Below are 23,782 nucleotides of genomic sequence, written 5' to 3' on the forward strand. Positions count from 1 at the left end.
GTCAGTCTCGGCGCGGCCGTCCGGCCGCGCCCGCCATCTTCCTTCCCGTCAGACCCCGATGCCCAGCAGCGCGAGCGCGCCGAGCACGACGAACAGCACGGCGGCGATTCCGTGCACGAGCTTCGTCGGCAGGCGGTGCGCGAAGCGGTCGCCGAGCAGGATCGCGGGCACGTTCGCAAGCATCATTCCGAACGTCGTGCCGGCCACGACACCGATGTAGTCCTGGAAGCGTGCGGCCAGCGCGACGGTCGCGATCTGCGTCTTGTCGCCCATTTCCGCGAGGAAGAACGCGACGAGGGTCGCGCCGAACACGCCGAGCCGCGAACGGTTGGCATTGGCTTCGTCGGCATCGAGCTTGTCCGGCACGAGGATCCACAGACCCATCGCAACGAACGAGAACGCGAGCGCCCAGCGCATGATCGACGGCGTGACCAGTACGCCGAGCCATTCGCCGAGCGCGCCTGCGAAACCGTGGTTCACGAGCGTCGCGACGAGCACGCCAAGAATGATCGGTACGGGCTTGCGATAGCGCGCGGCCAGTACGAGGGAAAGCAGTTGGGTTTTGTCGCCGATTTCAGCGAGGGCGACCGCGCCGGTCGAGATCAGGAAGGCTTGGGACACGAATGGGGTTCCACGGGCCGGTGTTGTGCGTGCGAGCGACGATCCACGGCGCGCCGGGCCCTGATGCGGCGCACTGTGAATCATCGGTCTCGCCAGGCCAACGTGGCTGCGCCCGCCATGGCCAAACGGCCAAGTCTGTTGACGGACGCCTCCGTCACGATGCGCGCCGGTAGCGCGGGACATCGAGCGGAGCGGCTACTCCCCAATGAGCGGCGAATTCTAGCACGGCGCGTTGCGCGCGGGAAAGCGGTCGGCGGGCGCTGCGCCTGGAGTCGGGGCGGGATCGGGTTACGGCGATCTCCGGCCGTGCGGCGGACCCGGCAGGCGCAGTGGCGGATGCTCGCGCCTGCCGGGAAAAGCGTTCGAACGCAGTTACGCGGCCGGGCGGCGTGCCGCGCCGCGCTCGTGGACGAGCTCGCCGGCCGCATAGGTGCGGTACACCGCGCGGTCGTCGCCGAGCAGCGCGAACGCGAACAGCAGTTCCTCGAGCGAATCCGCGCGCTTCGTGCGGCGTGCGAGCAGCGGCGTGGCCTGCGGATCGAGCACGACGAAGTCGGCTTCGGTCAGCGGCTTGAGCGTGCCGACCGTATCGGCGAGGTCGAGCGCCTGCGCGGCGCCGGCCGTCGCGAGCCAGAACATCCGCGTCGCGGTCAGGTGGTGGCCCGACAGCCGCGCGACCTTGTGCGCTTCATTCATCGTCTGCAGCATCGAGAACGACGTGCCGCCACCGACGTCGGTTGCGAGCGTGACGGGCACGTCGTATTCGCCGGCCTTGTCGAAATCGAACAGCCCGCTGCCGAGGAAGAAGTTCGACGTCGGGCAGTGCGCGACGACGGTGCGCGTCTCGGCCATCCGGCGGCGGTCCTCGTCATCGAGGTGGATGCAGTGGCCGTACACCGCGCGCGGGCGCAGCAGCCCGTAGCGGTCGTAGATGTCGAGATAGCTGCGATGGCCGGGGAACAGTTCGGCCACCCATTTCACTTCATCGACGTTTTCCGCGACGTGGCTCTGCACGAACACGTCCGGATGGCGGCGTGCGAGCTCGCCGCACGCCTCGAGCTGCGCTTCGGTCGACGTCGGCGCGAAGCGCGGCGTGAGCGCGTACATCTGGCGGCCCTTGCCATGCCAGCGGCCGATCAGCTCGGCGCTGTCGTCATAACCCGATTGCGCGGTATCGCGCAGGAATTCGGGGCAGTTGCGATCCATCAGCACCTTGCCCGCGATCATCCGCAGGTCGCGCGCGTCGCTCGCCGCGAACAGCGCGTCGGCCGACTGCTTGTGCACCGTGCAGTAGACGAGCGCGCTCGTCGTGCCGCAGGCGAGCAGTTCGTCGACGAAGAAGTCGGCGACTTCGCGCGCATGCTCGGGATCGCCGAACTGGCGCTCGGTCGGGAACGTGTACTTGTCCAGCCACGGCAGCAGGCCCGGCGCCGGCGACGCGATCATGTCCGTCTGCGGATAGTGGATGTGCGTGTCGATGAAGCCGGGCACGATCAGCTTGTCGCGCAGGTCATGGACGATCGCGTCGCGCGCGAGCGTCGCGGCGAGCTGCGCGTACGGGCCGGCCGCGACGACCTTGCCGTCGTCGACGATCAGGAGGCCGTCGGTCTCGTGGTTCGCGGCCTGGCTCGATTGCGCCGGGTCGCCGTTGAAGGTCAGCAGCTGGGAACGGAAAGCGGTTTGCGTCATGACGAATGGTCCTGCATCAAGGTAAGGCGAACAGAAGAAAACGGGCGACGCCGCACGAGGGCGGGGCGGCGCCTGGCGAGCGGGTGCGGCACGCTGCGTGCGGCACGACCGGATGCGATTGCGCGGGCGAACGTGGCGGCCGAAGCCGCCAGCGAGTGGTTGCCGGCGGGCCTCGCAGCCGTTGCGCTCGCGACCGGTGCGGCGGCGCGCGAAACGGCAAATCGCGACGGCAGGCACGCGCGAGCGACGACGAACGGCGCCGTCGCCGCGCGCTCACGCACGCGGTCGTCCCGGCACAAGGCCGGGACGGTGGTCGCGAAGCGGATGCCGTGGCCGTGTTTCATCTGTCTAGCGTTCCTCGATGCCGGCCGTCACGCGGCCTGCCAGTACGCGTCGAGGCGCGCGTACAGTGCGTCGCGCTGCGCCGGTTCGATGAACGACGCCTCGAAGCCGTTGCGGATCACCGCATGGACTTCGGCATCCGTGAGTTGCAGCCCTTCGGCCGTCGCGAAGTAGTTTTCGTTGACGTAGCCGCCGAAGTAGGCCGGATCGTCGGAGTTGATCGTCACCGCGACGCCGCGATCGAGCAGCGCCTTCAGCGTGTGCTTCGCCATGTCGTCGAACACGCACAGCTTCAGGTTCGACAGCGGGCAGACGGTGAGCGCCGTGCGCGATTTCGCGAGGCGTTCGACGAGTGCCGCGTCCTCGATGCTGCGCACGCCGTGGTCGATCCGGTCGACCTTCAGCACGTCGAGCGCTTCGTAGATGTATGCGGGCGGGCCTTCCTCGCCCGCATGCGCGACGAGCTTCAGCCCGAGCGCGCGCGCTTTCTCGAACACGCGTGCGAACTTGGTCGGCGGATGGCCGAGCTCGGACGAGTCGAGGCCCACGCCAATGAGGCGATGGCGATAGCGCTCGAACAGCGGCAGCGCGGATTCGAACGTCGCGAGCGCGTCCTCTTCGGACAGGTGGCGCAGGAAGCACAGAATCAGCTTGCTCGACAGCCCGCGTTGTTCGGCATCGGCGAGTGCGCGCTCGATGCCCGCGACCACCGTCTCGATCGATACGCCGCGCTCGGTGTGCGTCTGCGGATCGAAGAACAGCTCGGTGTGGACGACGTTGTCGGCGAGCGCGCGTTCGCAGTACGCGGCCGTCATGTCGTAGAAATCCTGCTCGGTCAGCAGCACGCTCGCACCGGCGTAATAGATGTCGAGGAACGACTGCAGGTCGGTGAACGCGTACGCGGCGCGCAGCGCGTCGATCGAGTCGTATGCGAGCTTCACGCCGTTGCGCTGGGCGAGCGCGAAAATCAGTTCGGGCTCGAGCGAGCCTTCGATATGGATGTGCAGCTCCGCTTTCGGCGCGCGGGCAATCTTGTCCTTGAATGTCGGGGTCATGGCGTCGTTCTTGGTCGGTCAGTAGGTAGGGGAAGCCTGCGCGGACGCGTTCGCATTTGCCTCGACGGCCTGCAGCAATTGCGCAGCCACCGAGATCGCGATCACTTCGGGTGCCTTGTCGATGATGCCTTCGACACCGATCGGGCAGCGCATCCGCGCGACCTGGGCCGGGTCGATGCCGATCGCTGCGAGGCGATGATCGAACTGCACGCGTTTCGCGTGCGAGCCGGTCATCCCGAAGTACGCGTAGTCGGCACGACGCAGGATGCGCTCGGCCAGCACGAAATCGAGTGCGTGGTCGTGCGTCATCACGACGAAGTACGACTGCGGCGGTGCGGCGTCGACCGCGTCGGCCGGGGCAGCGGCCGCTTCGATCGCGAGGTTGCCGATGCCGGCGAGCGCGTCGGCCGGCGGGAACACCGCATCGGGCCCGTCGATCCAGCGGACGTGGCACGGCAGCGTCGCCAGTACCTTCACGAGCGCGGTGCCGATGTGCCCGGCGCCGAACAGCACGACGGGGAACGCATACGGCGCGATCGTTTCGGTCATCAGTGACACGCCGCCGGTTTCCCACAGCAGGCAGTCGGCGCGCGCGGCTTCCGATTCGGGCTCGCTCAACAGCGGCGCGCCCGGCGAGGGGCCGAATGATACGCTACGCACGGTCGCGGCGCCGGCCGCGACACGCTTCGCGAGCGACATGATCCAGCCGAGATCGCCGACATCGAGCCGCTCGAACGCGAGCACCACGGCGCCGCCGCAGCACTGGCCGAGGCTCGGGCCGAGCGCGAGCCGTTCGAGCCGGCGCGCGTGCGGCACGTGCGCGCCATCCTTCAGCAGGTGCCGCGCGATCTCGATCGCCTTCCATTCAAGATGACCGCCGCCGATCGTATGGCGGGCCATGTCGCGCGTGACGAGCATCTTGGTGCCGGCTTCGCGCGGCGCGGAGCCGTCGGTGTGCGCGACCGTTACGAGCACGGCCGCTTCGCCATGCGCGAGCAGTTGCTGCAGATCGCCGAGCCAGGCTTCCATCAGCACGCTCCGTTCGGGACGACGCGGCACCACACGCGACGCGGGCTGGCGGGCGTGGCGGCAACGATGACGGACGGGAGCGGAGCGGGCCGGCCGCACGGCCGATGCGGTGCGACGGCAGCGCGCGGACGGCGCGCGCGGGCGGCACCGCCGGATGCGCGGACGCCATGAGGGTGACGGATGCGGATGGGTTGCGTTGTCATGATGAATCCAGTCGACATTGCGGATCGGGCGCGCGTTACGCAGGGGTGGTGAGACCGCCTGGCCTCGCGCACGTAGATCGCCATCCAGTCACGAAGATAGCACCGCAACGCGACGGGAACATCGCGGGGCGGTGATCCGGGCTATCAGGAGGCGATCATGTCGATCATAGGCCCGCCGCGCGGGATCGGGGCGTCGATGTGTGCACGTCGGGCCGAAACGCAGGCGTGGCGGGGCTGGGCGCGGAAGTCGCGCGATGCGCGTTCGCCCGGAGATCCGGGCGGCGGCGGAGTAGGTGTTTACGCTTGACGGGCCCGATGCAGCCCGCCGGGGTGGGCCGGCGAGCGCTCCGGGGCCGGGCGGTCACCGGCCGGCAATGGGTGGCCCGGGCGAGCGGGCCGCGCGCAAGGCCGGTGCGAAACCGGCCGGTCAGGCTGCGAGCTTGCGGCGATGGCGCCAGAGGCTCGCGACGACGGCGATCAGGATCACGGCGAAGCCGATCAGCGACCAGCCGGGCAGCAGGATGCCGAAGATCGGCGGGTAGACGGTCTCGCACAGCCCGGCGACCTTGAACATGCCGGGGAACCACTGCGCGGGCGGCAGGCTGTCGACGATCGGCTGCAGCGTGTCGAAGCCGCAGCTGAAGCCCGGATTCATCTGGATCGTCAGGTGCCGGGCGGCCGTGCCGACGCCGCCGGCCGCGGCGATCGCGATCAGCAGCTCGAGCACCCAGACGCCGCGCCAGTTGCGGATCCCGGCGGCCAGGAACGCGAAGATCCCGATCGCGCAGAAGAAGTAGCGCTGGATGATGCACAGCGGGCACGGATCTTCGTTCTTCACGTACTGCAGGTACAGCGCACCGGCCAGCAGGGCGATGCATACCCATCCGAGCAGCATCAGCAGGCGGCGTTCGCGGCGGATGGCGAGCGTGTAGTCGTTCATGTCGGCGGGGTTCCTCGTGGGTCGGTCCGGAAAACAATCGCGCGATTTTAGCGCGAACGGTCTGGCACGAAACTGACAGCGCGCGTGCGGCAACCTGCCGCACCGCGCATCCTGTCCGCCGGCGGTCGGTTGGCTGCGCTCAGCGGATCGTGTTCAGCACGGCCTCGACCGCCTGGCCGATCGAGAGCAGCGCGTCGTCGCGATGCGGTGCCGCCGCGAGCATCAGGCCGACCGGCGCCGCGTCGCGCGGATGGCAGGGCAGCGACAGCGCACACGCGTCGAGGAAGTTGAATGCGCTCGGGTTGCGCAGGATCAGCGCGTTGGTGTGCGTGAACGCGGCATCGTCCGCCTCGAGTTCGGCGATGCGCGGCGGCACGACCGGCACCGTCGGCGCGACGAGCGCATCGAAGCGCGACCAGACCGTGTGCGCTGCTTCGTCGAGCATCGCCTTGCGCGCGGCGAGCAGGTCGAGATAGTCGGCGGCGCTCGCGGGTTCGCCCTTCAGGATCCGCGTGAGCACGCGCGGGTCGTACTGGTCGCGGTGCTTGGCGAGCAGCGGGCGGTGCCACGCGTAGGCCTCGATCGGCGAGAAGCCGAAGCGGTTGATGTCCGGCAGCCGGTCGAGCGCGGGGAAGCGTACTTCCGTGACGATCGCGCCGGCGGCTTCGAGATGCTTGAGCGCGGCGTCGAGCGCGGCCGCGACGTCGGCATCGACGCCGTCCGTCACGTAGTTCGTCAGCACGCCGAGCCGCACGCCTTCGAGCGGCCGGGCGGCCGGTACGTGCGGTTCGAGGCCTGCAAGCATCCGGTCCACGAGCGCGCAGCAGGCGACCGTCAGGCCGATCGGGCCGAACGAGTCGAGCGTCGTCGACAGCGGCACGCCGCCTTGCGTCGGAATCCGGCTTGCCGTTGGCTTGAAGCCCGTCAGCCCGCACAGGGCGGCCGGAATGCGGATCGAGCCGCCCGTGTCGGTGCCGAGCGCGACGGCGGCCATCCCGTCGGCGACGGATGCGGCCGCGCCGGACGACGAGCCGCCGGAAATCCGCGCGTCGCCCGGCACGTCGCGGTGGTACGGCGAGCGCGGATGGCCGAAGTGCGGATTCAGTCCGAGCCCCGAGAACGCGAACTCGCTCATGTTGGTGCGGCCGACCAGCACCGCGCCCGCGCGCTTGAGCCGCGCGACGGCGACTGCGTCGGTGCGCGCGGCCGGCGCGCCGTCGAGCACGCGCGAACCCGCGCGCGTCACCTGGCCCGCGACGTCGAACAGGTCCTTGACCGACACGGGAATGCCCGCGAGCGGCGACAGCACGGTGCCGGCGGCGCGCAGCCGGTCATGCGCGTCGGCGGCCGCGCGTGCGTTGTCGGCATCGACTTCGGTGAAGACGACCGCACCCTGGCCCGACGGATCGGCGATCCGGTCGAGCGCGGTGTCGACGAGCGCGCGGCTCGTGGTCCGGCCGGCGGCGAGGTCGGCGGCGAGCTGGGCGAGCGGGGGGAAGGGCGTGAAAGTGGTCATGGGCGGCTCAGGGGCGAAGATGTTGAAGAAGCGTGGAGCGGAACGAATCGATATGGTTTTCAACGGCCGCGCGTGCACCGGCGGCGTCGCGCGCGGACAGCCGATCGAACAGTTCGCGATGCTCGTGCTGGACGTCGGCGAGATGGTGCGGTTCGGACAGCGTGACGAACCAGAAGCGCAGCGAGCGCTCGTGCAGCGCGCGCAGGATCTCGGCGAGGACGGCATTGCGCGCGGCTGCGGCGATCGCCTGGTGGAACGCGCGGTCGAGTTCCATCATGCCCTCGACGTCGTGCGTGTCGACGCACGCCTGCCCGGCGTCGAGCAGCGCGGCCAGGCGTGCGAGATCGTCGGGCGTTGCGTGGCGCGCGGCGAGTTCCGCGCAGTGCGCTTCGTTGATGCGCCGCACGTCGATGACCGCGACGATGTCGTCGAGCGACAGCGGCTGCACCATCAATCCCTTGCGGGGCATCACGGACAGCAGCCCCTCGAGCACGAGGCGATGCACGGCCTGATGTACCGGCGTGCGGCCGATGCTGGTGCGCGCGACGAGGTCGGCTTCGTTGAGTGCGGCGCCGGGCTTCAGGCGCATCGTGATGATGTCGTGCTGGATCAGCGCGTACGCGCGGTCGGCAAGGCTGGCCGCCGGCGCGGCGGGGCGGTCGCGGGTGGCGTCGGTCAGGGTACTCATGCGGATTGCGGCGCGGCGGCCGGACGGGGCGCGATCATGGCGCGGGCGATCGGGAAGCGTGGGCGATGCCTGGATATTATTGTGATATATCACTGGTGTCCAGTGCCGGCCACGAGGGTTCGGCGTGACGCGCGTGTGAACGGGGACGCTCCCCGACGCGGTTTGCCGCCAACTTGCAACATTTTCGACAGGATGTTGCAGGTTTGCCGCTCGATCGTGCGCTGAAGCATAATGAATCCTCGTTTATCCATACGCGTGAGCGACGTACCAGACCATCGTCATGAGCGAAAACACGCCTTCCCCGGCCGGTCTGCCCGGCACCTCCTCCGTTTCTTCCGATTCCCACCGTACCGATCCGGCGAAAGCGCCCGATGCGCCGGCAGCCCGGGCCGTCGCGCAGAATGTCACTGCCGACGGCGCGTCACCGGTGACGGCTGCGTCCGAACCGGGTGCACCCGGTGCGACAGGCGCCGCCGTCGATGGCGCTGCTGCCGCCGCGCCGCCGAAGGCTGGAACGCCGCCACCCGGGTTCGGCGCGCAGCCTGATTTCGACACGCCGCGCCCGCCGCCTGCGAGCACGCAGAATGCGCCGCCGGCCTACCTGAAGCAGAGCGACACGCCGTGGTCGGTATTCGGCCGGATCGTGGCCGCACGCGCGCGCCGGCTGTTCGACCGTGCCGGCCAGCGCATCACGCAGCGCACGCTGCGCATCGGCGTGTCCGCGCGGATCTTCCATCCGGAACCGGGTGCGAAGGGGCTGCGGGGCAAGACGCTGCAGTATCTCGAGGAGTCGATCGCGCACTGGGTGATGTCGCGCGACGTGCTCGTGTTCATGATTCCGACCGTCGGCCACCAGGGCATGATTCACCCGAGCAACATCCGCCTGCGCGACTACGCGAAGCATCTCGACGGCCTGCTGCTGCAGGGGGGCGCCGACGTATCGCCGCAAACCTACGCCGCGTCCGACGCCCGCCCCGAATGGCCGGGCGATCGCGTGCGCGACATGTACGAGCTTGAACTGCTGCACGAGTTCGTCGAGTCCGGCAAACCCGTCCTCGGCGTATGCCGCGGCTGTCAGCTGATCAACGTCGCGTTCGGCGGCTCGCTGTACCAGGACATCGCCACCGATGTGCCGACCGCGAATGCGCACGTGAGCGAGCATTACGACCAGCATCGTCACGCGATCCGCTTCCCGGATTCGTCGACGCTTGCGAGCATGTTCCCGGGGCGCAGCGAAGCGATCGTCAACTCGATCCACCATCAGGCGATCCGCGATCTCGGCCGCGATCTGAACATCGAGGCCGTGTCGGCCGGCGACGGGATCATCGAAGGCATTCGCCATCGCCGTTCGCCGTTCGTCGTCGGCGTGCAGTGGCACCCCGAGTTCCATCGTGCCGGCGGTTCGGAGCTGCTCGACTGCACGCCGCTGCTCGATGCCTTCCTGCGCGCGGCGCGCGAAACCCGCCTGTAGCAAGCCACATTCTTCGTGTCGCACGAAGGCCGGCCGCATCCCGATAAATTCGAGATGCGGCCGTTTCGTTTTGAACGATAATCGCGAGTTCCGATTCGTTCGCCGGAGTCTGACGTTGGCTTTCCGAAATTTTTCCCCTGCACGATGCGCAAGCTGGATCGTTGCGCTGGCTGCCTGCATGCAAGCGGGTGCGGCCTGGTCCGCCGACGCGACTGCGCCCGCCGCCGGTACGCGTCCGGCGGTCACGAGCCTGCGCGGCGACCCGGCGGCAACCAGCGTGGCTGCGACGGATGCGTCCGCGCAAGGCAACGTCGCCGAGCTGACGCAGATGCTGCACGATGGCCGGATCGTCGAGATGCGTACGACCTACAACGGCAGCTATGGCGCGAGCCTGATGTTCGATCCGCGCGAGATGACCTACTACGTCGCGCTGTTCCAGGACAAGCAACTATGGCGCGTGATCCGGTCGCAGGAAAAGAATCGCGCGGAGATGGTGTACGCGAACTTCGTTCAGCAGACCGTACAACTTGCCGATATCGAGATCCGCCGTACCGAGCTGGAGGCGCAGAAGGCGTTTCTCGAGCGCGTGATCGCGCTGCAGGCGAATCGTGCGCAGCAGTTGCAGGCCGACCTGAGCGTTGCGCGCAGCCAGCAGGCCGAAGTTGCGCAGCGGCAGCGGTCGGCACAGGAGCAGGCACAGGCGCTGCAGGTCGAGAAGCGCGCTGCGCAGTTGCAGCTGCGCGATCTGCAGGAGCAGGTGCGACAGCTCGAGAAGCAGACCGAGACGGGGTTGCCCGCGCACAAGTAACGATTCGTCAGACGGACGCAGAGATGAGCAAAACCCGGCGAAGCGCGCTTCGCCGGGTTTTTTTATGGCGCAGCCGTCAGCGCGCGAACGCGTCCGGCGTCTCGGTCAAGCGGCGGTGGGACAGTTGTGTTGTCCAGTCGAAACCGGTGGCGGGCGCGTGCGTTGCCCGGGCAGGCGGGGTCGTGCGCAGCGCGCTTGCCATCGCGATCAGCGTGAGCGGATCGTCGAGCGTGTCGCGCGGACTGGCGATTGCGCGCGGCACGGGGGCAAGGCGATCGCGCGTTCGCGTGTCGACCGTGCTGCGCCGGATCGGCGGATGCGCGGCCAGCCGCGGCATGGTCGGCGCTCGGACCGGCGCCGCCGCCGTGTGCTTGCCGCTCGAACGAGGCGATGCTGCAGCGGCTGTCGGCGGCACGCTGGCGGTTGCGGTCGGACGACGCAATGCGGGACGACGCGTGACCGGCGGTGATTCGACCGTTGTCGCGACAGGCGTGGCCATCTTGTGCTGTGGTGGCGCGTTCGTCGACGTATGTGGCGGAACCACAGCGACCCGCACGGCACCGGACGACGACGTGGCGTGATCCGGCACGGCGCCGGCCGTTTGAATCGCGTATGCCGGCCCGAACGCTGCAAGCGGTTCATGCGCGGCGATCAGCCAGCCGATGATGCCGAGCGCGCCGATGCTCCAGCAGATCGCGTACCTCCCACGGCGGTCGCGAACGCCGCCGGCGGTATGGCTGGAACACCGGCCCGCAGCCGCAGGCAGTGCAACCGGCGACTCTGCAAGAGTCGGTGCCGGCGCTGCGACGGGTAGCGGTTGCCAGTGGCACGCGCGATGCGGCTGGTCTACGTCGATGCAGGACGTCGCCAGTGTCGCGAGGCAGTGCTTGCCGGGTCGCGCACCGGGTGCGCCGCGAAAAGTCCATTCGCGGCCGAACGACGGCACGTGATCGAGCGGAGCGACGCGGGGGCGGGCGAGCGCGCCGGCAACGGGAACGAGGGGCGATGGGGGCATGAGGGCGGTGCGCCATGCGACACGGGCAACCGTGCCGGTGCGGCGCGGAGTTGTCGTTGCAAGTCGAGACATTGTGGTCAGCCGGCGAAGGCCGGTCGATCAGATCAATCTGATTTTTGCTGCCGTTTCGGGACGACTCGTACGAGGAGCGCACCGCGACGGCTACGGCGGGGCGACACAAGGCAAATGTCGGGTAGGCGTGGCATGATGCGCGAACCATGCCGGTGCGCGCGTCGTTGCGCGGCGAGCCGCCGGCGGGCAGCGATGCCCGTGCGCGCCGGCGCGGCGCCGCGTGCGTCGTCGGATCCATGCGGCGCGGATTCGCGCCATCCGAGCTGAGCGAGAAAAACATGTCCACAGCGTCACACGCCATCGCGCAAGAATCGAAAGTCCGCACCGTGTTCCGGGTCGTCAGCGGCAACTTCCTGGAAATGTACGACTTCATGGTCTACGGCTATTACGCGTCGGCCATCGCGAAAACCTACTTTCCGAGCGGCAACGCATTCGCGTCGCTGATGCTGTCGCTGTCGGTGTTCGGCGCGGGCTTCCTGATGCGGCCGGTCGGCGCGATCGTGCTCGGCGCCTACATCGACCACCACGGCCGGCGCAAGGGGCTGATCCTGACGCTCGGGCTGATGGCGCTCGGCACGCTCACGGTGGCCGCGATACCCGGCTATGCGACGATCGGCGTGCTCGCGCCAGCGCTCGTGTTGCTCGGCCGGCTGCTGCAGGGCTTTTCGGCGGGCGTCGAACTCGGCGGCGTGTCGGTCTATCTGTCCGAAATTGCGACGAAGGGGCACAAGGGGTTCTATACGTCGTGGCAGTCGGGCAGCCAGCAGGTGGCCGTGGTGTTCGCCGCGTTCGTCGGCGTGCTGCTGAACCGCGCGCTGCCGGTCGAGGAGATGACCGCGTGGGGCTGGCGCATTCCGTTCCTGATCGGCTGCCTGATCGTGCCGTTCCTGTTCCTGATCCGTCGTTCGCTGAAGGAGACCGACGAATTCCTCGCGAAGCGTCATCGTCCGACGATGGGCGAGATCATGCGTTCGATGCTCGACAACTGGGGTGTCGTGGTTGCCGGCATGGGGATGGTGATCATGACGACGGTGTCGTTCTACATGATCACCGCCTATACGCCGACGTTCGGCAAGGAAGTGCTGCACCTGTCGTCGCTCGACGCGCTCGTCGTGACCGTCTGCGTGGGGATTTCCAATCTCGTGTGGCTGCCGCTGTCCGGTGCGTTGTCCGACCGCATCGGCCGCCGCCCGGTGCTGATCACGTTCACCGTGCTGACGCTGCTGACGGCTTACCCGGCCGTGCTGTGGCTCGTCGGCGATCCGTCGTTCCTGCGGCTGCTCGCGGTCGAGCTGTGGCTGTCATTCCTGTACGCGTCGTACAACGGGGCGATGGTCGTCGCGCTGACCGAGGTGATGCCGGCCGACGTGCGCACGGCCGGTTTCTCGCTTGCATACAGCCTGGCGACGACGATCGGCGGCTTCACGCCTGCGATCTCGACGCTGCTGATTCATCAGACCGGGAACAAGGCGGCGCCGGGGCTGTGGCTGAGCGTTGCCGCGATTTGCGGGCTGATCGCGACACTCGTGCTGTATCGCACGTCCGAGGCGCGCAACCAGTACAAGGCGGCCTGACGGGCACGCGCATGTCGTGCGGCGCCGGTCGCACGCATCGCATTGAAAAAGGGAGCGCGACGCGCTCCCTTTTTTCGTCTGCGCTCAGGCTTCGCGCAGTGTGCCGGCGACCGCGGCCGCCACGTCGAGCCATTGCCCTGGCGCGGGCTGGCGGGCGAGCCTGGCCTGCGGATACCACGGGCAGTCGTCGCCGGTGAACCAGCGCCAGTCGGGCGCGAACGGCAGCATGACCCATAGCGGCTTGCCGAGCGCGCCGGCTAGGTGCGCGACTGCCGTATCGATCGTGACGACGCCATCGAGCCGCTCGATCAGCGCGGCCGTGTCGGCAAAGTCGTTCAGGCGGCCGTCGAGCCGATGCACGCGCGGATGCGCGTCGACGCGCGCGCGTTCGTCGTCGTCGAGTGCGGGCTGCAGCACGATCCAGTCGATGTCCGGCAGCGCGAGCAGCGGCGCAAGCGCGTCGAACGGCATCGAGCGGTTTTCCTGCGCCTGCCGGCGCCCCGACCACGCGAGGCCGAACTTGCGCTTCGACTGCCCGCCGAGCGAGCCGCGAAAGCGCCGGCCGGCGCCGTCGGGGGCATCGAGGTAGCGCGAGCCCGCGACGATGTCCTCCTCGGTCTGAAGCCCGAGCAGGAACGGCAGGCTCATCAGCGTGCATGCGACATCGGCGGCAGGCGGTTTCGCGGCGCCTTGTGCGACGAGCGTCACGTGCCAACGCGATGCAGCCGGCGCCAGCAGCGTAACGAGCTCCGGCTGGACTTCGAGCACGACGCGCGCGCAGCGTGCGCGGGCGAGCGGTACGAAGCGGACGAACTGCAGCGTGTCGCCGAAGCCCTGTTCCGCGCGGATCAGCAGCGTGCGCGACGCAATCGGCTCGCCTTGCCAGCGCGGCAACGTGCCGAGCGGCGTCGCGCCCGGCGTGTCGTGGCGCGCTTCATAGGCGGGCAGGCCGCGCGTGAAGTCGCCGAGCGTGAGCAGCGTGACCGCGCGGTGCAGCCGTGCCAGCGTGAGATCGGGCGCGACGCGCAGTGCCTGGTCGAATGCACGCAGCGCCATCTCGTGCGCACCGAGCGCGTGATGTGCGTTGCCGAGGTTCAGCCAGGCCAGGCTGAACGACGGATCGAGCCCGACGGTACGCTCGTAGTAGGGCAGTGCGTCGTGGTGGCGTGCCTGCGCGCTCAGTGCGTTCGCGAGCCCGAACAGTGCGAGCGGAAACGGCGGATGCAGCGCGAGCGCGGCTTCGAACGCGGCGGCCGCCTCGGCATGCCGGCCGACCGCATCGAACGTATTGCCGAGATTGAAATGCGCAGCGACGAAACGCGGCTGTGCGGCAATCGCGGCCTGGAAGTGCGCGATCGCGTCGTCGGCGTGGCCCATCGCGTTCAGCGCCATCGCGAGGTTGTTGTGCGCGCCCGCATGCCCGGGCCGCAGCTCGAGCGCGCGATGGAACGCGGCGAGCGCGTCGTCGTGGCGGCCGAGCGCGTTCAGCGCGTTGCCGAGATTGTTGTGGATCGATGCATCGTCGGGCGTGAGCCGCAGCGCGCGGCCGAATGCATCGATCGCGTCGTCGTGGCGCTGCAGTGCCGCATACGCGTTGCCGAGGTTGTAGTGCGCGAGCGGAAATTCGGGCGCGAGCGTCAGCGCGTTGCGAAAACGGTCGACCGCTTCGTCGAGCCGACCGAGCGCCTTCAGCGCGTTGCCGAGATTGAGCTGCAGCGCGGCATCGCCCGGCCGCAGCGCGACGGCGCGGCCGACGAGATCGGCCGCCTCGGCGTGCTGGCCCTGCTGGTGCCGCAGCACGCCGAACAGATGCAGCGCGTCGGCGTCGGCGGGGTTGGCGGCGAGCGCGTTGCGATAGCCGTGCTCGGCCTCGGCGAGGCGGCCCGCGCGGTGTGCGGCATACGCTCGGTCGAATGCGGAATCCATAACGCGAAAACTGACGGAAAGCGCGTATTTTCCCACACCGCGCGGTGGTGCCGCGTGTTGGCCGCTCGGCATATGGCCCCGTCACGCGGAGCGGCGTAGACTTGCAGGGTCGCGTGTCATCGAGGTTCTCATGGCTGACACACTGCCCGATATCCCGCCCGTGCTGATCGTCGGCGCGGGGCCGACCGGCCTTGCCGCGGCGATGAGCCTCGCGCGGGCCCGCGTGCCGGTGCGCATCATCGATCGGCTCGCTGCGCCCGCACGGCATTCGCGCGCGATCGGCATCCAGGCGCGCACGCTCGAACTGCTGGAGCAGCATCGCGCGGTCGAGCCGTTTCTCGCACTCGGCCATCGTGCGCATGCGGCCGCACTGCATGCCGACGGCCGCGTGATCGCGCGGCTCGATTTCGATCCGCTGCAAACGCGCTATCCGTACCTGCTGTTTCTCGACCAGACCGTCACCGAGCGCCTGCTCGCCGAGCACCTGGCCCGGCTCGGCGTGACGGTCGAGCGCGGCGCGACGCTGACCGCGTGCGAAGCGGGCGGCGCGTCGCTCGAGGTGTCGATCCGCCGCGCCGACGGCCGTGACGAATCGTTCGCACCGTCGTACCTGATCGCGGCCGACGGCGCGCACAGCACGGTCAGGCATCTGCTCGGCCTGGGCTTCACCGGGCATGCGTTCGAACAGACTTTCCTGCTTGCCGATTTCGCGGCGATACCCGACTGGCCGGACGAGGAGATCCACCTGTTCACGACGCCCGAAGGCATCGCCGGCCTGTTTCCGATGGGCGGCGGCCGTTACCGGCTGGTGGCCGACCGCCCGCCCGGCAGCGACGCGTCGCCCGATGCGCCCACCCCGTCGCTCGCGGAATGCGACGCGATCGTGCGTGCTCGTACCGGTGCGTCGATCTCGCCGAGCGATCTCGCATGGTCGTCCTATTTTCACCTGCATAGCCGGATGATCGACCGGCTGCGTCACGGCCGTGTGTTCTTCGCGGGCGACGCCGCGCACGTCCACAGCCCGGCCGGCGCGCAGGGCATGAACACCGGCATCCAGGAAGCGTTCAACCTCGGCTGGAAGCTCGCGCGCGTGCTCGGCGCGGGCACGCCCGAGCGGTTGCTCGACACGTATCACGCGGAGCGCCATCCGATCGAGCGCGACGTGTTGCGGCAGACCGGCTTCGTCACGCAGATCGTCGAAGCCGAGCGTGGCGCGATGAAGCTGCTGCGCGATCACGTCGTGCCGGTGCTGGCGTCGTTCGGGCCGATGCGCGACGCGGTGCGGCGCTCGGTCAGCGAGCTCGGCGTGCAATACCGGAAGAGTCCGCTTACGCTCGAGCGCGTGCTCGATGGCGGGCCGCGCGGCGGCGAGCGGGCACCCGACGCGCACGTGCGGGTGCTCGACGGGCCGCTCGGTCAGGCGCCCGGAACGGCGCGGCTATACGACCTGCACGATCCGGCGAGCTTCACGCTGCTGTTGCTGGAAGAGCCGGCGAATGCCGAAGCCGGTGCGGTGCCGCCGATGCCGGCCGATGCGCAGGCTCTGGTGCAGGGGCTCGAACGGATCATGCCGGATGCGGTGCGCGTCTGGCGCGTCACCGATGCCGAAGGCGGCGGTGACGCCGGGCTGGCGCAGGAATACGGCCGCTCGCGGCCGTCGTTTTACCTGCTGCGGCCCGACGGTTATGTGGCCGTGCGCGGGCGCACGGCGACCGACGCGAACGCGCTGCTGCGCCACTGCGAAAGCTGGTTCGCGGGCATGTCGCGGTCCGCGTAGCGGTACGGTCAGGCGCTCGCCGCGGCGGGCACGAGCGACGCGCGATGCACGGCGATCGCGTCGCGCACGATCGGTGCCGCACGTTGCGCGGCGTCGCCCGACGGATCGTCGAGCGCCGCGAGAAACGCGCGGCGCATCCGCGGTTCCCAGAAGCGCCGGATGTGGTCGGCGATGCCGGTCAGCGCTTCGTCGCGATCGGGCATCGATTCGAAGAATGCGCCGATCTGGTTGGCCATGTCGATCAGGTGTCCGTTGTCCATCGCTTCCTCACTTGCCTGTCGTCACGCTGGCGGTCGCGGCTGCGCGGCGCTCGAGCAGATCGAGCTGCTCCGCGTTGAAGCGCGCGTATGCCTGCTGCCAGTCGGACGGCTGCGCGACGGGCAGCACCTGCACGGCCGTCACCTTGTACTCGGGGCAGTTCGTCGCCCAGTCCGAGCTGTCCGTCGTGATCACGTTCGCCCCCGATTCGGGGAAGTGGAACGTCGTATAAACGACGCCCGGCTGCATGCGTTCGGTCACGAGCGCGCGCAGCACCGTCTGCCCCGCACGCGATTCGATGCCGACCCAGTCGCCGCTGCGGATGCCGCGATCCTGCGCGTCGTGCGGATGGATCTCGAGGCGATCCTCTTCGTGCCACTGCACGTTCTCGGTGCGGCGTGTCTGCGCGCCGACGTTGTACTGCGACAGGATGCGACCTGTCGTCAGGATCAGCGGATAGCGCTGCGTGACTTTCTCCGGCGACGCAATGAACTGCGTGATCACGAACTTGCCCTTGCCGCGCACGAATGCGTCGATGTGCATCGTCGGCGTGCCTTCCGGTGCATGCTCGTTGCACGGCCACTGGATGCTGCCGAGCGCATCGAGCTTCGCGTACGACACACCCGAGAAGGTCGGCGTGAGCCGCGCGATCTCGTCCATGATTTCCGACGGATGCGCATAGTCCATCTCGTAGCCGAGCGCGCGCGACAGCATCAGCGTGACTTCCCAGTCCGCGTAGCCCGCGAGCGGCGGCATCACCTTGCGCACGCGCGAGATGCGACGTTCCGCGTTCGTGAACGTGCCGTCCTTCTCGAGGAACGACGAGCCGGGCAGCAGCACGTGCGCGTATTTCGCGGTCTCGTTCAGGAAGATGTCCTGCACGACGATGCATTCCATTGCCGACAGCGCGGCCGCGACATGCTGCGTATTCGGGTCCGACTGGACGATGTCCTCGCCCTGGCAGTAGAGCCCCTTGAAGCTGCCGTCGAGTGCCGCGTCGAACATGTTCGGGATGCGCAGCCCCGGTTCCGGTTGCAGCTTCGCCGACCACGCTGCTTCGAACTGCGTGCGTACGATCTCGTCGCCGATGTGCCGGTAGCCGGGCAGCTCGTGCGGGAACGAGCCCATGTCGCACGAGCCCTGCACGTTGTTCTGGCCGCGCAGCGGATTGACGCCGACGCCTTCGCGGCCGATGTTGCCGGTCGCCATCGCGAGGTTCGCGATGCCCATCACCGTCGTCGAGCCCTGCGCGTGTTCGGTCACGCCCAAGCCGTAATAGATCGCGGCATTGCCGCCCGTCGCATAGAGGCGTGCGGCTTCGCGTACCCGCTCGGCCGGTACGCCCGTCACGTCGGCGGTTGCCTCGGGCGAGTTGTCGGCACGCGACACGAAGTCGCGCCATTGCTCGAATGCGCGCGTCTCGCAGCGCTCGGCGACGAACGCGTCGGCGACGAGCCCTTCGGTGACGATCACGTGCGCGAGCGCGTTGACGATCGCGACGTTGGTGCCGGGGCGCAACTGGAGGTGGTGGGTGGCCTTCACGTGCGGGCCGTCGACGACGTCGATGCGGCGCGGGTCGATCACGATCAGCTTCGCGCCTTCACGCACGCGCCGCTTCAGCCGCGAGCCGAACACCGGGTGGCCGTCGGTCGGATTCGCGCCCATCACGACGATCACGTCGGCCTGGCCGACCGATGCGAACGTCTGCGTGCCGGCCGATTCGCCGAGCGTCGTCTTGAGGCCATAACCCGTCGGCGAGTGGCACACGCGTGCGCAGGTGTCGACGTTGTTGTTGCCGAACGCAGCACGCACCAGCTTCTGTACGAGATAGGTTTCCTCGTTCGTGCAGCGCGACGACGTGATGCCGCCGATGGAATCGCGGCCGTACTTGTCCTGCAGCTTGCGGAATTGCGTTGCCGCGTAGGTGAGCGCCTCGTCCCAGCTGACTTCGCGCCACGGGTCGGTGATCTTCTCGCGGATCATCGGCTTCGTGATGCGGTCCTTGTGCGTCGCATAGCCCCACGCGAAGCGGCCTTTCACGCACGCGTGGCCCTCGTTTGCGAGGCCGTTCTTGTGCGGCGTCATGCGCACGACCTGCGTACCCTTCATCTCGGCCTTGAACGAGCAGCCGACGCCGCAGTACGCGCAGGTCGTGACGACCGAGTGTTCGGCCTGCCCGAGTTGCACGACCGATTTCTCCTGCAGCGTGGCCGTCGGGCAGGCGGCGACGCACGCGCCGCACGATACGCATTCCGACGCCATGAACGATTCGCTTTCACCGGCGGCGACGCGCGATTCGAAGCCGCGTGCGGCGATCGTCAGCGCGAACGTGCCCTGGGTTTCCTCGCAGGCGCGCACGCAGCGGTTGCAGACGATGCACTTCGACGGGTCGTATGTGAAGTACGGATTCGACTCGTCCTTTTTATCGTGCAGATGATTCGCACCGTCGAAGCCGTAACGCACCTCGCGCAGCCCGACGACGCCTGCCATGTCCTGCAGCTCGCAGTCACCGTTGGCGGGGCAGGTGAGGCAGTCGAGCGGATGGTCGGAGATGTACAGCTCCATCACGTTGCGACGCAGCGACTGCAGCCGGTCCGACTGCGTGCGCACCTTCATGCCCGCTTCGGCAGGTGTCGTGCACGACGCCGGATAACCGCGCCGGCCTTCGATCTCGACGAGGCACAGCCGGCACGAGCCGAACGGTTCGAGCGAATCGGTCGCGCAGAGCTTCGGGACATTGACGCCGGCTTCGATCGCCGCGCGCATCACCGACGTGCCGGCCGGCACCGTGACCGGCTGGCCGTCGATTTCGAGCGTGACGTCGGTATCGGCATGCCGTTGCGGCGTGCCGAAGTCGGTATCGTCGAACGGATCGAGGGCTCGCGCCTGCGCAGCGCTCTTGCACGCGCATTGGCCCGAGCCGCAGCCGCCTTGGCGGACGTTGTTCGTGTCGAGGGACATGCAGGGCTCCTTCTGGGTCAGGCCGCAGCCTTGACCGGACCCGACGCGGCATGTTTGCCGGCAGCGAGCCCGAAATCTTCGGGGAAATGGTCGAGCGCGGACAGCACCGGGTAGGGTGTCATGCCGCCCATTGCGCACAGCGAACCGGCCAGCATCGTGTCGCACAGGTCGCGCAGCAGCGTGACCTGCCGCTCCGACGTATCGCCGTGGCGGATGCGCGCGATCGTCTCGACGCCGCGCGTCGAACCGATCCGGCACGGCGTGCACTTGCCGCACGATTCGATCGCGCAGAACTTCATCGCGTATTCGGCCAGCTCTGCGAGGTTCGACGTGTCGTCGTGCAGCACGATGCCGCCGTGGCCGACGACTGCACCGATCGCCGTATACGCTTCGTAGTCGAGCGGCACGTCCCACTGGTGATCGGGCAGGTAGGTGCCGAGCGGGCCGCCGACCTGGGCGGCGCGTGCGGGCCGGCCGCTTGCCGTGCCGCCGCCGAAGTCGAACAGCAGCTCGCGCAGCGTGACGCCGAACGCGAGCTCGACGAGCCCGCCGTGGCGGATGTTGCCCGCGAGCTGGAACGGCAGCGTGCCGCGCGAGCGGCCCATCCCGTAGTCACGATAGAACGCGGCGCCGCGCGCGAAGATCACGGGCGCCGTCGCGAGCGTGATCACGTTGTTGATGACGGTCGGCTGGCCGTACAGGCCGGCGAGCGCGGGCAGCGGCGGTTTCGCACGCACGACGCCGCGCTTGCCTTCGAGCGATTCGAGCAGCGCCGTTTCCTCGCCGCACACGTACGAGCCCGCGCCTTTCGCGACGTGCAGCTCGAACGCATGCGCGGAGCCGAGCACGTGCTCGCCGAGCCAGCCGGCTTCGCGTGCGCGAACGATCGCGGCTTCGAGCGTCGCGATCGCGTGCGGGTATTCGCTGCGCACGTAGATGTAGCCGACTGTCGCACCGGTCGCGATACCCGCGATGATCATCCCTTCGATCAGGCAGTACGGATCGCACTCCATGATCAAACGGTCGGAGAACGTGCCCGAATCGCCTTCGTCTGCATTGCAGACGATGTACTTCTGCGTGGCGCTTGCTTGCCGGACCGTGCGCCACTTGATGCCGGCCGGGAATGCTGCACCGCCGCGGCCGCGCAACCCCGATTCGATCAGCGTTTCGCACGCGGCATCGCCGTCGAGCGCGAGCGCGTTCTTCAGGCCGGCGAGGCCTTCGTGTTGCAGGTAGTCGTCGATCGACAGCGGATCGGTCAGGCCGATGCGTGCGAACGTGAGGCGTTGCTGGCGTGCGAGATAGGGCAGTGCATCGACGAGGCCGACGCCGCTCGGATGCGTGCCGCCTTCGAGCCAGTTTGCGTCGAACAGGGCCGGTACGTCGGCGGCCGACAGGTTTGCATAGCCGACGCGGCCGGCGGCCGTGCCGACCTCGACGAGCGGCTCGAGCCACAGCAGCCCGCGTGAACCATTGCGGACCAGTTCGACGGCGACTCCGCGCCGTTCTGCTTCCGCGGCGATCGCGTCGGCGAGCGCGTCGGCGCCGAGTGCCAGTGCGGACGAGTCGCGCGGAACGTAGATGCGGGTCGTCATGCGGCCTCCGGGGTGTGGGCGACCGCGTCGGCAAGCAGCGCGTCGAATTTCTCGGGCGTGACCTTGGCATGCAGCACGCCGTTGACCGTCAGCGACGGCGACTGCGCGCACAGTCCGAGGCAGTAGACCGATTCGAGTGCGACGTCACCGGGCGCATGCGCATCGGTGGCATCGCCGTGCGCGGCGTCGAACCGGCAACCCGTGCGGGCTTCCGCATGCGCGGCCAGCGCTTCGCAGCCCATGCTGCGGCACGCTTCGGCGCGACACATCTGAATCGTCACGCGAGCGGGCGGCGCGGTGCGGAAGTGATGGTAGTAAGTCAGTACGCCGTGCACTTCCGCGCGCGACAGGTTGAGTGCCCGGGCGAGCGGCGCGACGCAGCCCGGCGGCACGTAACCCGCGTCGTCCTGGATCGCGTGCAGGATCGCCACGAGCGACCGGCCGGCGCGTGCATGACGCTCGACGAGCGCGTCGGGCGCTTGGGAATTCGGGGACATCGGTTGTGCTCCTCCAAAGTCTCATATGCGCTCGGAATTCATATAGTGCGCATCGTGACTTCGTTCAGATTGATTTTGACCAACGATAAGCGGAAGATTTGGCGGTCGCAATAGGAAATCGGAGTGCATAATTGATTCGTATCGAATGCGACGCGTATCTGACCGTACGCGACACGGAGGGCCGCGCGGCCAGCCTGTCGGATGTCGCGCCGTTGCTCGAACTCGTGGCTGACACGGGCAGCATTGCGCAGGCCGCGCACGCGAAAGGGCTCTCCTACCGGCACGCATGGGGCATGTTGCGCGCGCTGGAGGCATGCATCGGCGGGGAACTGATCGAAACCGCGCGCGGCAAGGGCTCGACGTTGTCGGCGCTCGGGCAGGCCGTCGTCGATGCGCAGCGACTCGCGCGCAGCCGGCTCGACGGCAACCTGCGCACGCTGGCGGCTGAAGTGGCGAGCGACCTGAACCGGCGGCTCGCGCAGCGCGACGGCGCCGTGCGCATCCACGCATCGCACGGCTACGCGGTCGCGACGCTCGTCTCTGCGCTCGTCGATGCGCAGGCAGCTGTCGACATCAAGTATCGCGAGAGCGTCGAGGCCGTGCAGGCGCTTGCTCGCGGCGAGTGCGACCTGGCTGGCTTCCATCTTCCGCGCGGTGCGTTTCGCGCGCAGTGCGCGCAGATCTACCGGCCGTGGCTCGACGATACGCGCCATGTGCTGATCCACCTGACACGGCGCCAGCAGGGGCTGTTCGTTCCGCGCGGCAATCCGAAGCAGGTTCGCGGGCTCGCGGATCTCGCGCGCACTGACATCCGCTTCGTCAACCGCCAGCCGGGGTCGGGCACGCGCATGCTGCTGGATCTCGCGCTGCGCGCGATCGGCATCGATCCCGAGCGCATCGACGGCTACGCGTCGGCCGAGCTCACGCATTCGGCGATCGCGGCGTTCGTCGCGAGCGGGATGGCCGATCTCGGCTTCGGCGTCGAGCCGGCCGCCCATCATTTCGGGCTCGATTTCATCCCGGTCGTCGATGAAGACTATTACTTCGCGTGCGAACGCGCCCGGCTCGACGCGAGGCCGCTTGCCGGCGTACTGGCGCTGCTGCGCGACGCGCGCTTCGTCGAGCGCGTCGCGCATCTCGACGGCTACGATCCCGCCGCATGCGGAACGCTGACGAGCATCGCGACGGGGCTGGCCGGCGGCGACGGCGCGAGCGTGCCGGCGGGCAATTCCCGGTAACGCGGGCGCGATCGCACCGCGATGCAGCAGCGAGGGATTTGCGCTACGCTTGCCGCTTGACCAACGTTCCAACAAGCACGCCGTTCAAGCGTCATCCCGCCATGAAATTTTCCGTTCCCCTCGCCGCGGCAGCGTTGACCGCGGGGCTGCTGGTCGCTGTTTCGCCGTTTGCGCTCGCGCAAAATTCCCCTGGTGTGCCCGGCGGTATCCTGAGCGAACAGTTTCGCCTGAACGAGCATCCGCAGATGCCGTTCGCAGCGTCGACGCCGTCGCAGAAATACCAGAGCGGCAAGAAGTCGGCCTTGCGCCGCAAGGGCGACCTGGGCGATCCGAACGGCTGCAACCTGAAGTGTCCGATGGATACTCAATAACCCGGCTGACGGACGCGTTCGCACGATAGTCATGCGGCACCGGTTCGACGGGCGGGCATTGCGCCTGCGGACCGGTCTGGCCGGCTGACCGGCAACTGCAGGAATCCCGAGCGATTCCGATTCTGTTCGAGCCCCG

Annotated in this window: 20 protein-coding genes and 1 riboswitch; of the genes, 7 read left to right on the forward strand and 13 right to left on the reverse strand. The window is 68.6% G+C overall.

Annotated elements, in window-relative coordinates; translation table 11 throughout:
* Positions 1-48: 48 nt before the first annotated feature.
* The 8 genes from BDI24065_RS31505 to BDI24065_RS31540 form a co-directional block, all read right to left on the reverse strand.
* Entirely contained in the window at positions 49-621 is a 573-nt protein-coding gene (locus tag BDI24065_RS31505; RefSeq protein WP_175034500.1) for a TMEM165/GDT1 family protein, read from the reverse strand.
* A 40-nt stretch (positions 622-661) separates the two neighbouring features.
* Positions 662-837: riboswitch (yybP-ykoY riboswitch) on the reverse strand.
* A 156-nt stretch (positions 838-993) separates the two neighbouring features.
* On the reverse strand, positions 994-2,310 hold the full coding sequence (gene guaD, locus BDI24065_RS31510; RefSeq protein ID WP_175034501.1) for a guanine deaminase: 1,317 nt from the start codon (positions 2,308-2,310) through the stop codon (positions 994-996).
* Positions 2,307-2,654, reverse strand: a complete 348-nt coding sequence (locus tag BDI24065_RS31515) for a hypothetical protein (RefSeq protein WP_175034502.1) — start codon at positions 2,652-2,654, stop codon at positions 2,307-2,309. The genes guaD and BDI24065_RS31515 overlap by 4 nt, the downstream gene beginning before the upstream one ends.
* Before the next feature lie 27 nt (positions 2,655-2,681).
* Positions 2,682-3,707, reverse strand: coding sequence for an adenosine deaminase (locus BDI24065_RS31520; RefSeq protein ID WP_069247409.1), 1,026 nt, complete (start codon positions 3,705-3,707; stop codon positions 2,682-2,684).
* 18 nt (positions 3,708-3,725) lie between these two features.
* Entirely contained in the window at positions 3,726-4,736 is a 1,011-nt protein-coding gene (xdhC, locus tag BDI24065_RS31525; protein WP_175034503.1) for a xanthine dehydrogenase accessory protein XdhC, read from the reverse strand.
* Positions 4,737-5,366: 630 nt separating this feature from the next.
* Positions 5,367-5,879 carry a disulfide bond formation protein B gene (locus BDI24065_RS31530; protein ID WP_175034504.1) on the reverse strand — a complete coding sequence of 171 codons (513 nt, stop codon included), beginning with the start codon at positions 5,877-5,879 and terminating at the stop codon, positions 5,367-5,369.
* Between the two features lie 139 nt (positions 5,880-6,018).
* Complete coding sequence (locus BDI24065_RS31535; protein ID WP_175034505.1) at positions 6,019-7,395, reverse strand: amidase; 1,377 nt, start codon at positions 7,393-7,395, stop codon at positions 6,019-6,021.
* Positions 7,396-7,402: 7 nt separating this feature from the next.
* Positions 7,403-8,083 carry a GntR family transcriptional regulator gene (locus BDI24065_RS31540; RefSeq protein ID WP_175034506.1) on the reverse strand — a complete coding sequence of 227 codons (681 nt, stop codon included), beginning with the start codon at positions 8,081-8,083 and terminating at the stop codon, positions 7,403-7,405.
* Positions 8,084-8,363: 280 nt separating this feature from the next.
* On the opposite strand from BDI24065_RS31540, the gene BDI24065_RS31545 reads away from it, so the two are divergent.
* The 4 genes from BDI24065_RS31545 to BDI24065_RS31560 all read left to right on the forward strand — a co-directional run bounded on the left by BDI24065_RS31545 (position 8,364) and on the right by BDI24065_RS31560 (position 13,023).
* On the forward strand, positions 8,364-9,554 hold the full coding sequence (locus tag BDI24065_RS31545) for a gamma-glutamyl-gamma-aminobutyrate hydrolase family protein (protein WP_175034507.1): 1,191 nt from the start codon (positions 8,364-8,366) through the stop codon (positions 9,552-9,554).
* Positions 9,555-9,669: 115 nt separating this feature from the next.
* Positions 9,670-10,362 (forward strand): DUF2968 domain-containing protein, encoded by a 693-nt coding sequence (locus BDI24065_RS31550; protein ID WP_175034508.1) that lies wholly within the window; start codon positions 9,670-9,672, stop codon positions 10,360-10,362.
* A gap of 23 nt (positions 10,363-10,385) precedes the next feature.
* A complete protein-coding gene (locus BDI24065_RS41570) occupies positions 10,386-10,943 on the forward strand; it encodes a hypothetical protein (RefSeq protein ID WP_175034509.1) in 558 nt (185 codons plus the stop codon).
* Positions 10,944-11,727: 784 nt separating this feature from the next.
* Positions 11,728-13,023 carry an MFS transporter gene (locus BDI24065_RS31560; protein ID WP_175034510.1) on the forward strand — a complete coding sequence of 432 codons (1,296 nt, stop codon included), beginning with the start codon at positions 11,728-11,730 and terminating at the stop codon, positions 13,021-13,023.
* A gap of 84 nt (positions 13,024-13,107) precedes the next feature.
* Here the strand turns inward: BDI24065_RS31560 and BDI24065_RS31565 are convergent, their stop codons facing one another.
* Positions 13,108-14,949, reverse strand: a complete 1,842-nt coding sequence (locus BDI24065_RS31565; protein ID WP_438820040.1) for a tetratricopeptide repeat protein — start codon at positions 14,947-14,949, stop codon at positions 13,108-13,110.
* 130 nt (positions 14,950-15,079) lie between these two features.
* Between BDI24065_RS31565 and BDI24065_RS31570 the strand changes: the two genes are divergently transcribed.
* The gene (locus BDI24065_RS31570; RefSeq protein WP_175034512.1) at positions 15,080-16,726 is read left to right on the forward strand and encodes an FAD-dependent monooxygenase; all 1,647 of its coding nucleotides are present in this window, start codon (positions 15,080-15,082) and stop codon (positions 16,724-16,726) included.
* 8 nt (positions 16,727-16,734) lie between these two features.
* On the opposite strand, the gene BDI24065_RS31575 is transcribed toward BDI24065_RS31570, so the two are convergent.
* The 4 genes from BDI24065_RS31575 to BDI24065_RS31590 are packed head-to-tail and all read right to left on the reverse strand — an operon-like array spanning position 16,735 to position 22,037.
* Positions 16,735-16,986, reverse strand: coding sequence for a formate dehydrogenase subunit delta (locus tag BDI24065_RS31575; RefSeq protein WP_175034513.1), 252 nt, complete (start codon positions 16,984-16,986; stop codon positions 16,735-16,737).
* Positions 16,987-16,993: 7 nt separating this feature from the next.
* Positions 16,994-19,945 (reverse strand): formate dehydrogenase subunit alpha, encoded by a 2,952-nt coding sequence (gene fdhF / locus BDI24065_RS31580; protein ID WP_175034514.1) that lies wholly within the window; start codon positions 19,943-19,945, stop codon positions 16,994-16,996.
* Between the two features lie 17 nt (positions 19,946-19,962).
* Complete coding sequence (locus tag BDI24065_RS31585; protein WP_175034515.1) at positions 19,963-21,540, reverse strand: formate dehydrogenase beta subunit; 1,578 nt, start codon at positions 21,538-21,540, stop codon at positions 19,963-19,965.
* Complete coding sequence (locus BDI24065_RS31590) at positions 21,537-22,037, reverse strand: NAD(P)H-dependent oxidoreductase subunit E (protein ID WP_175034516.1); 501 nt, start codon at positions 22,035-22,037, stop codon at positions 21,537-21,539. The genes BDI24065_RS31585 and BDI24065_RS31590 overlap by 4 nt, the downstream gene beginning before the upstream one ends.
* A gap of 131 nt (positions 22,038-22,168) precedes the next feature.
* Here BDI24065_RS31590 and BDI24065_RS31595 point away from each other — a divergent pair, with 131 nt between their 5' ends.
* A complete protein-coding gene (locus BDI24065_RS31595; RefSeq protein ID WP_175034517.1) occupies positions 22,169-23,275 on the forward strand; it encodes a substrate-binding domain-containing protein in 1,107 nt (368 codons plus the stop codon).
* Positions 23,276-23,376: 101 nt separating this feature from the next.
* Complete coding sequence (locus BDI24065_RS31600) at positions 23,377-23,646, forward strand: hypothetical protein (RefSeq protein WP_175034549.1); 270 nt, start codon at positions 23,377-23,379, stop codon at positions 23,644-23,646.
* Positions 23,647-23,782 lie beyond the last annotated feature (136 nt).

It is taken from the genome of Burkholderia lata (assembly GCF_902499025.1).
GTDB lineage: Bacteria > Pseudomonadota > Gammaproteobacteria > Burkholderiales > Burkholderiaceae > Burkholderia > Burkholderia lata_C.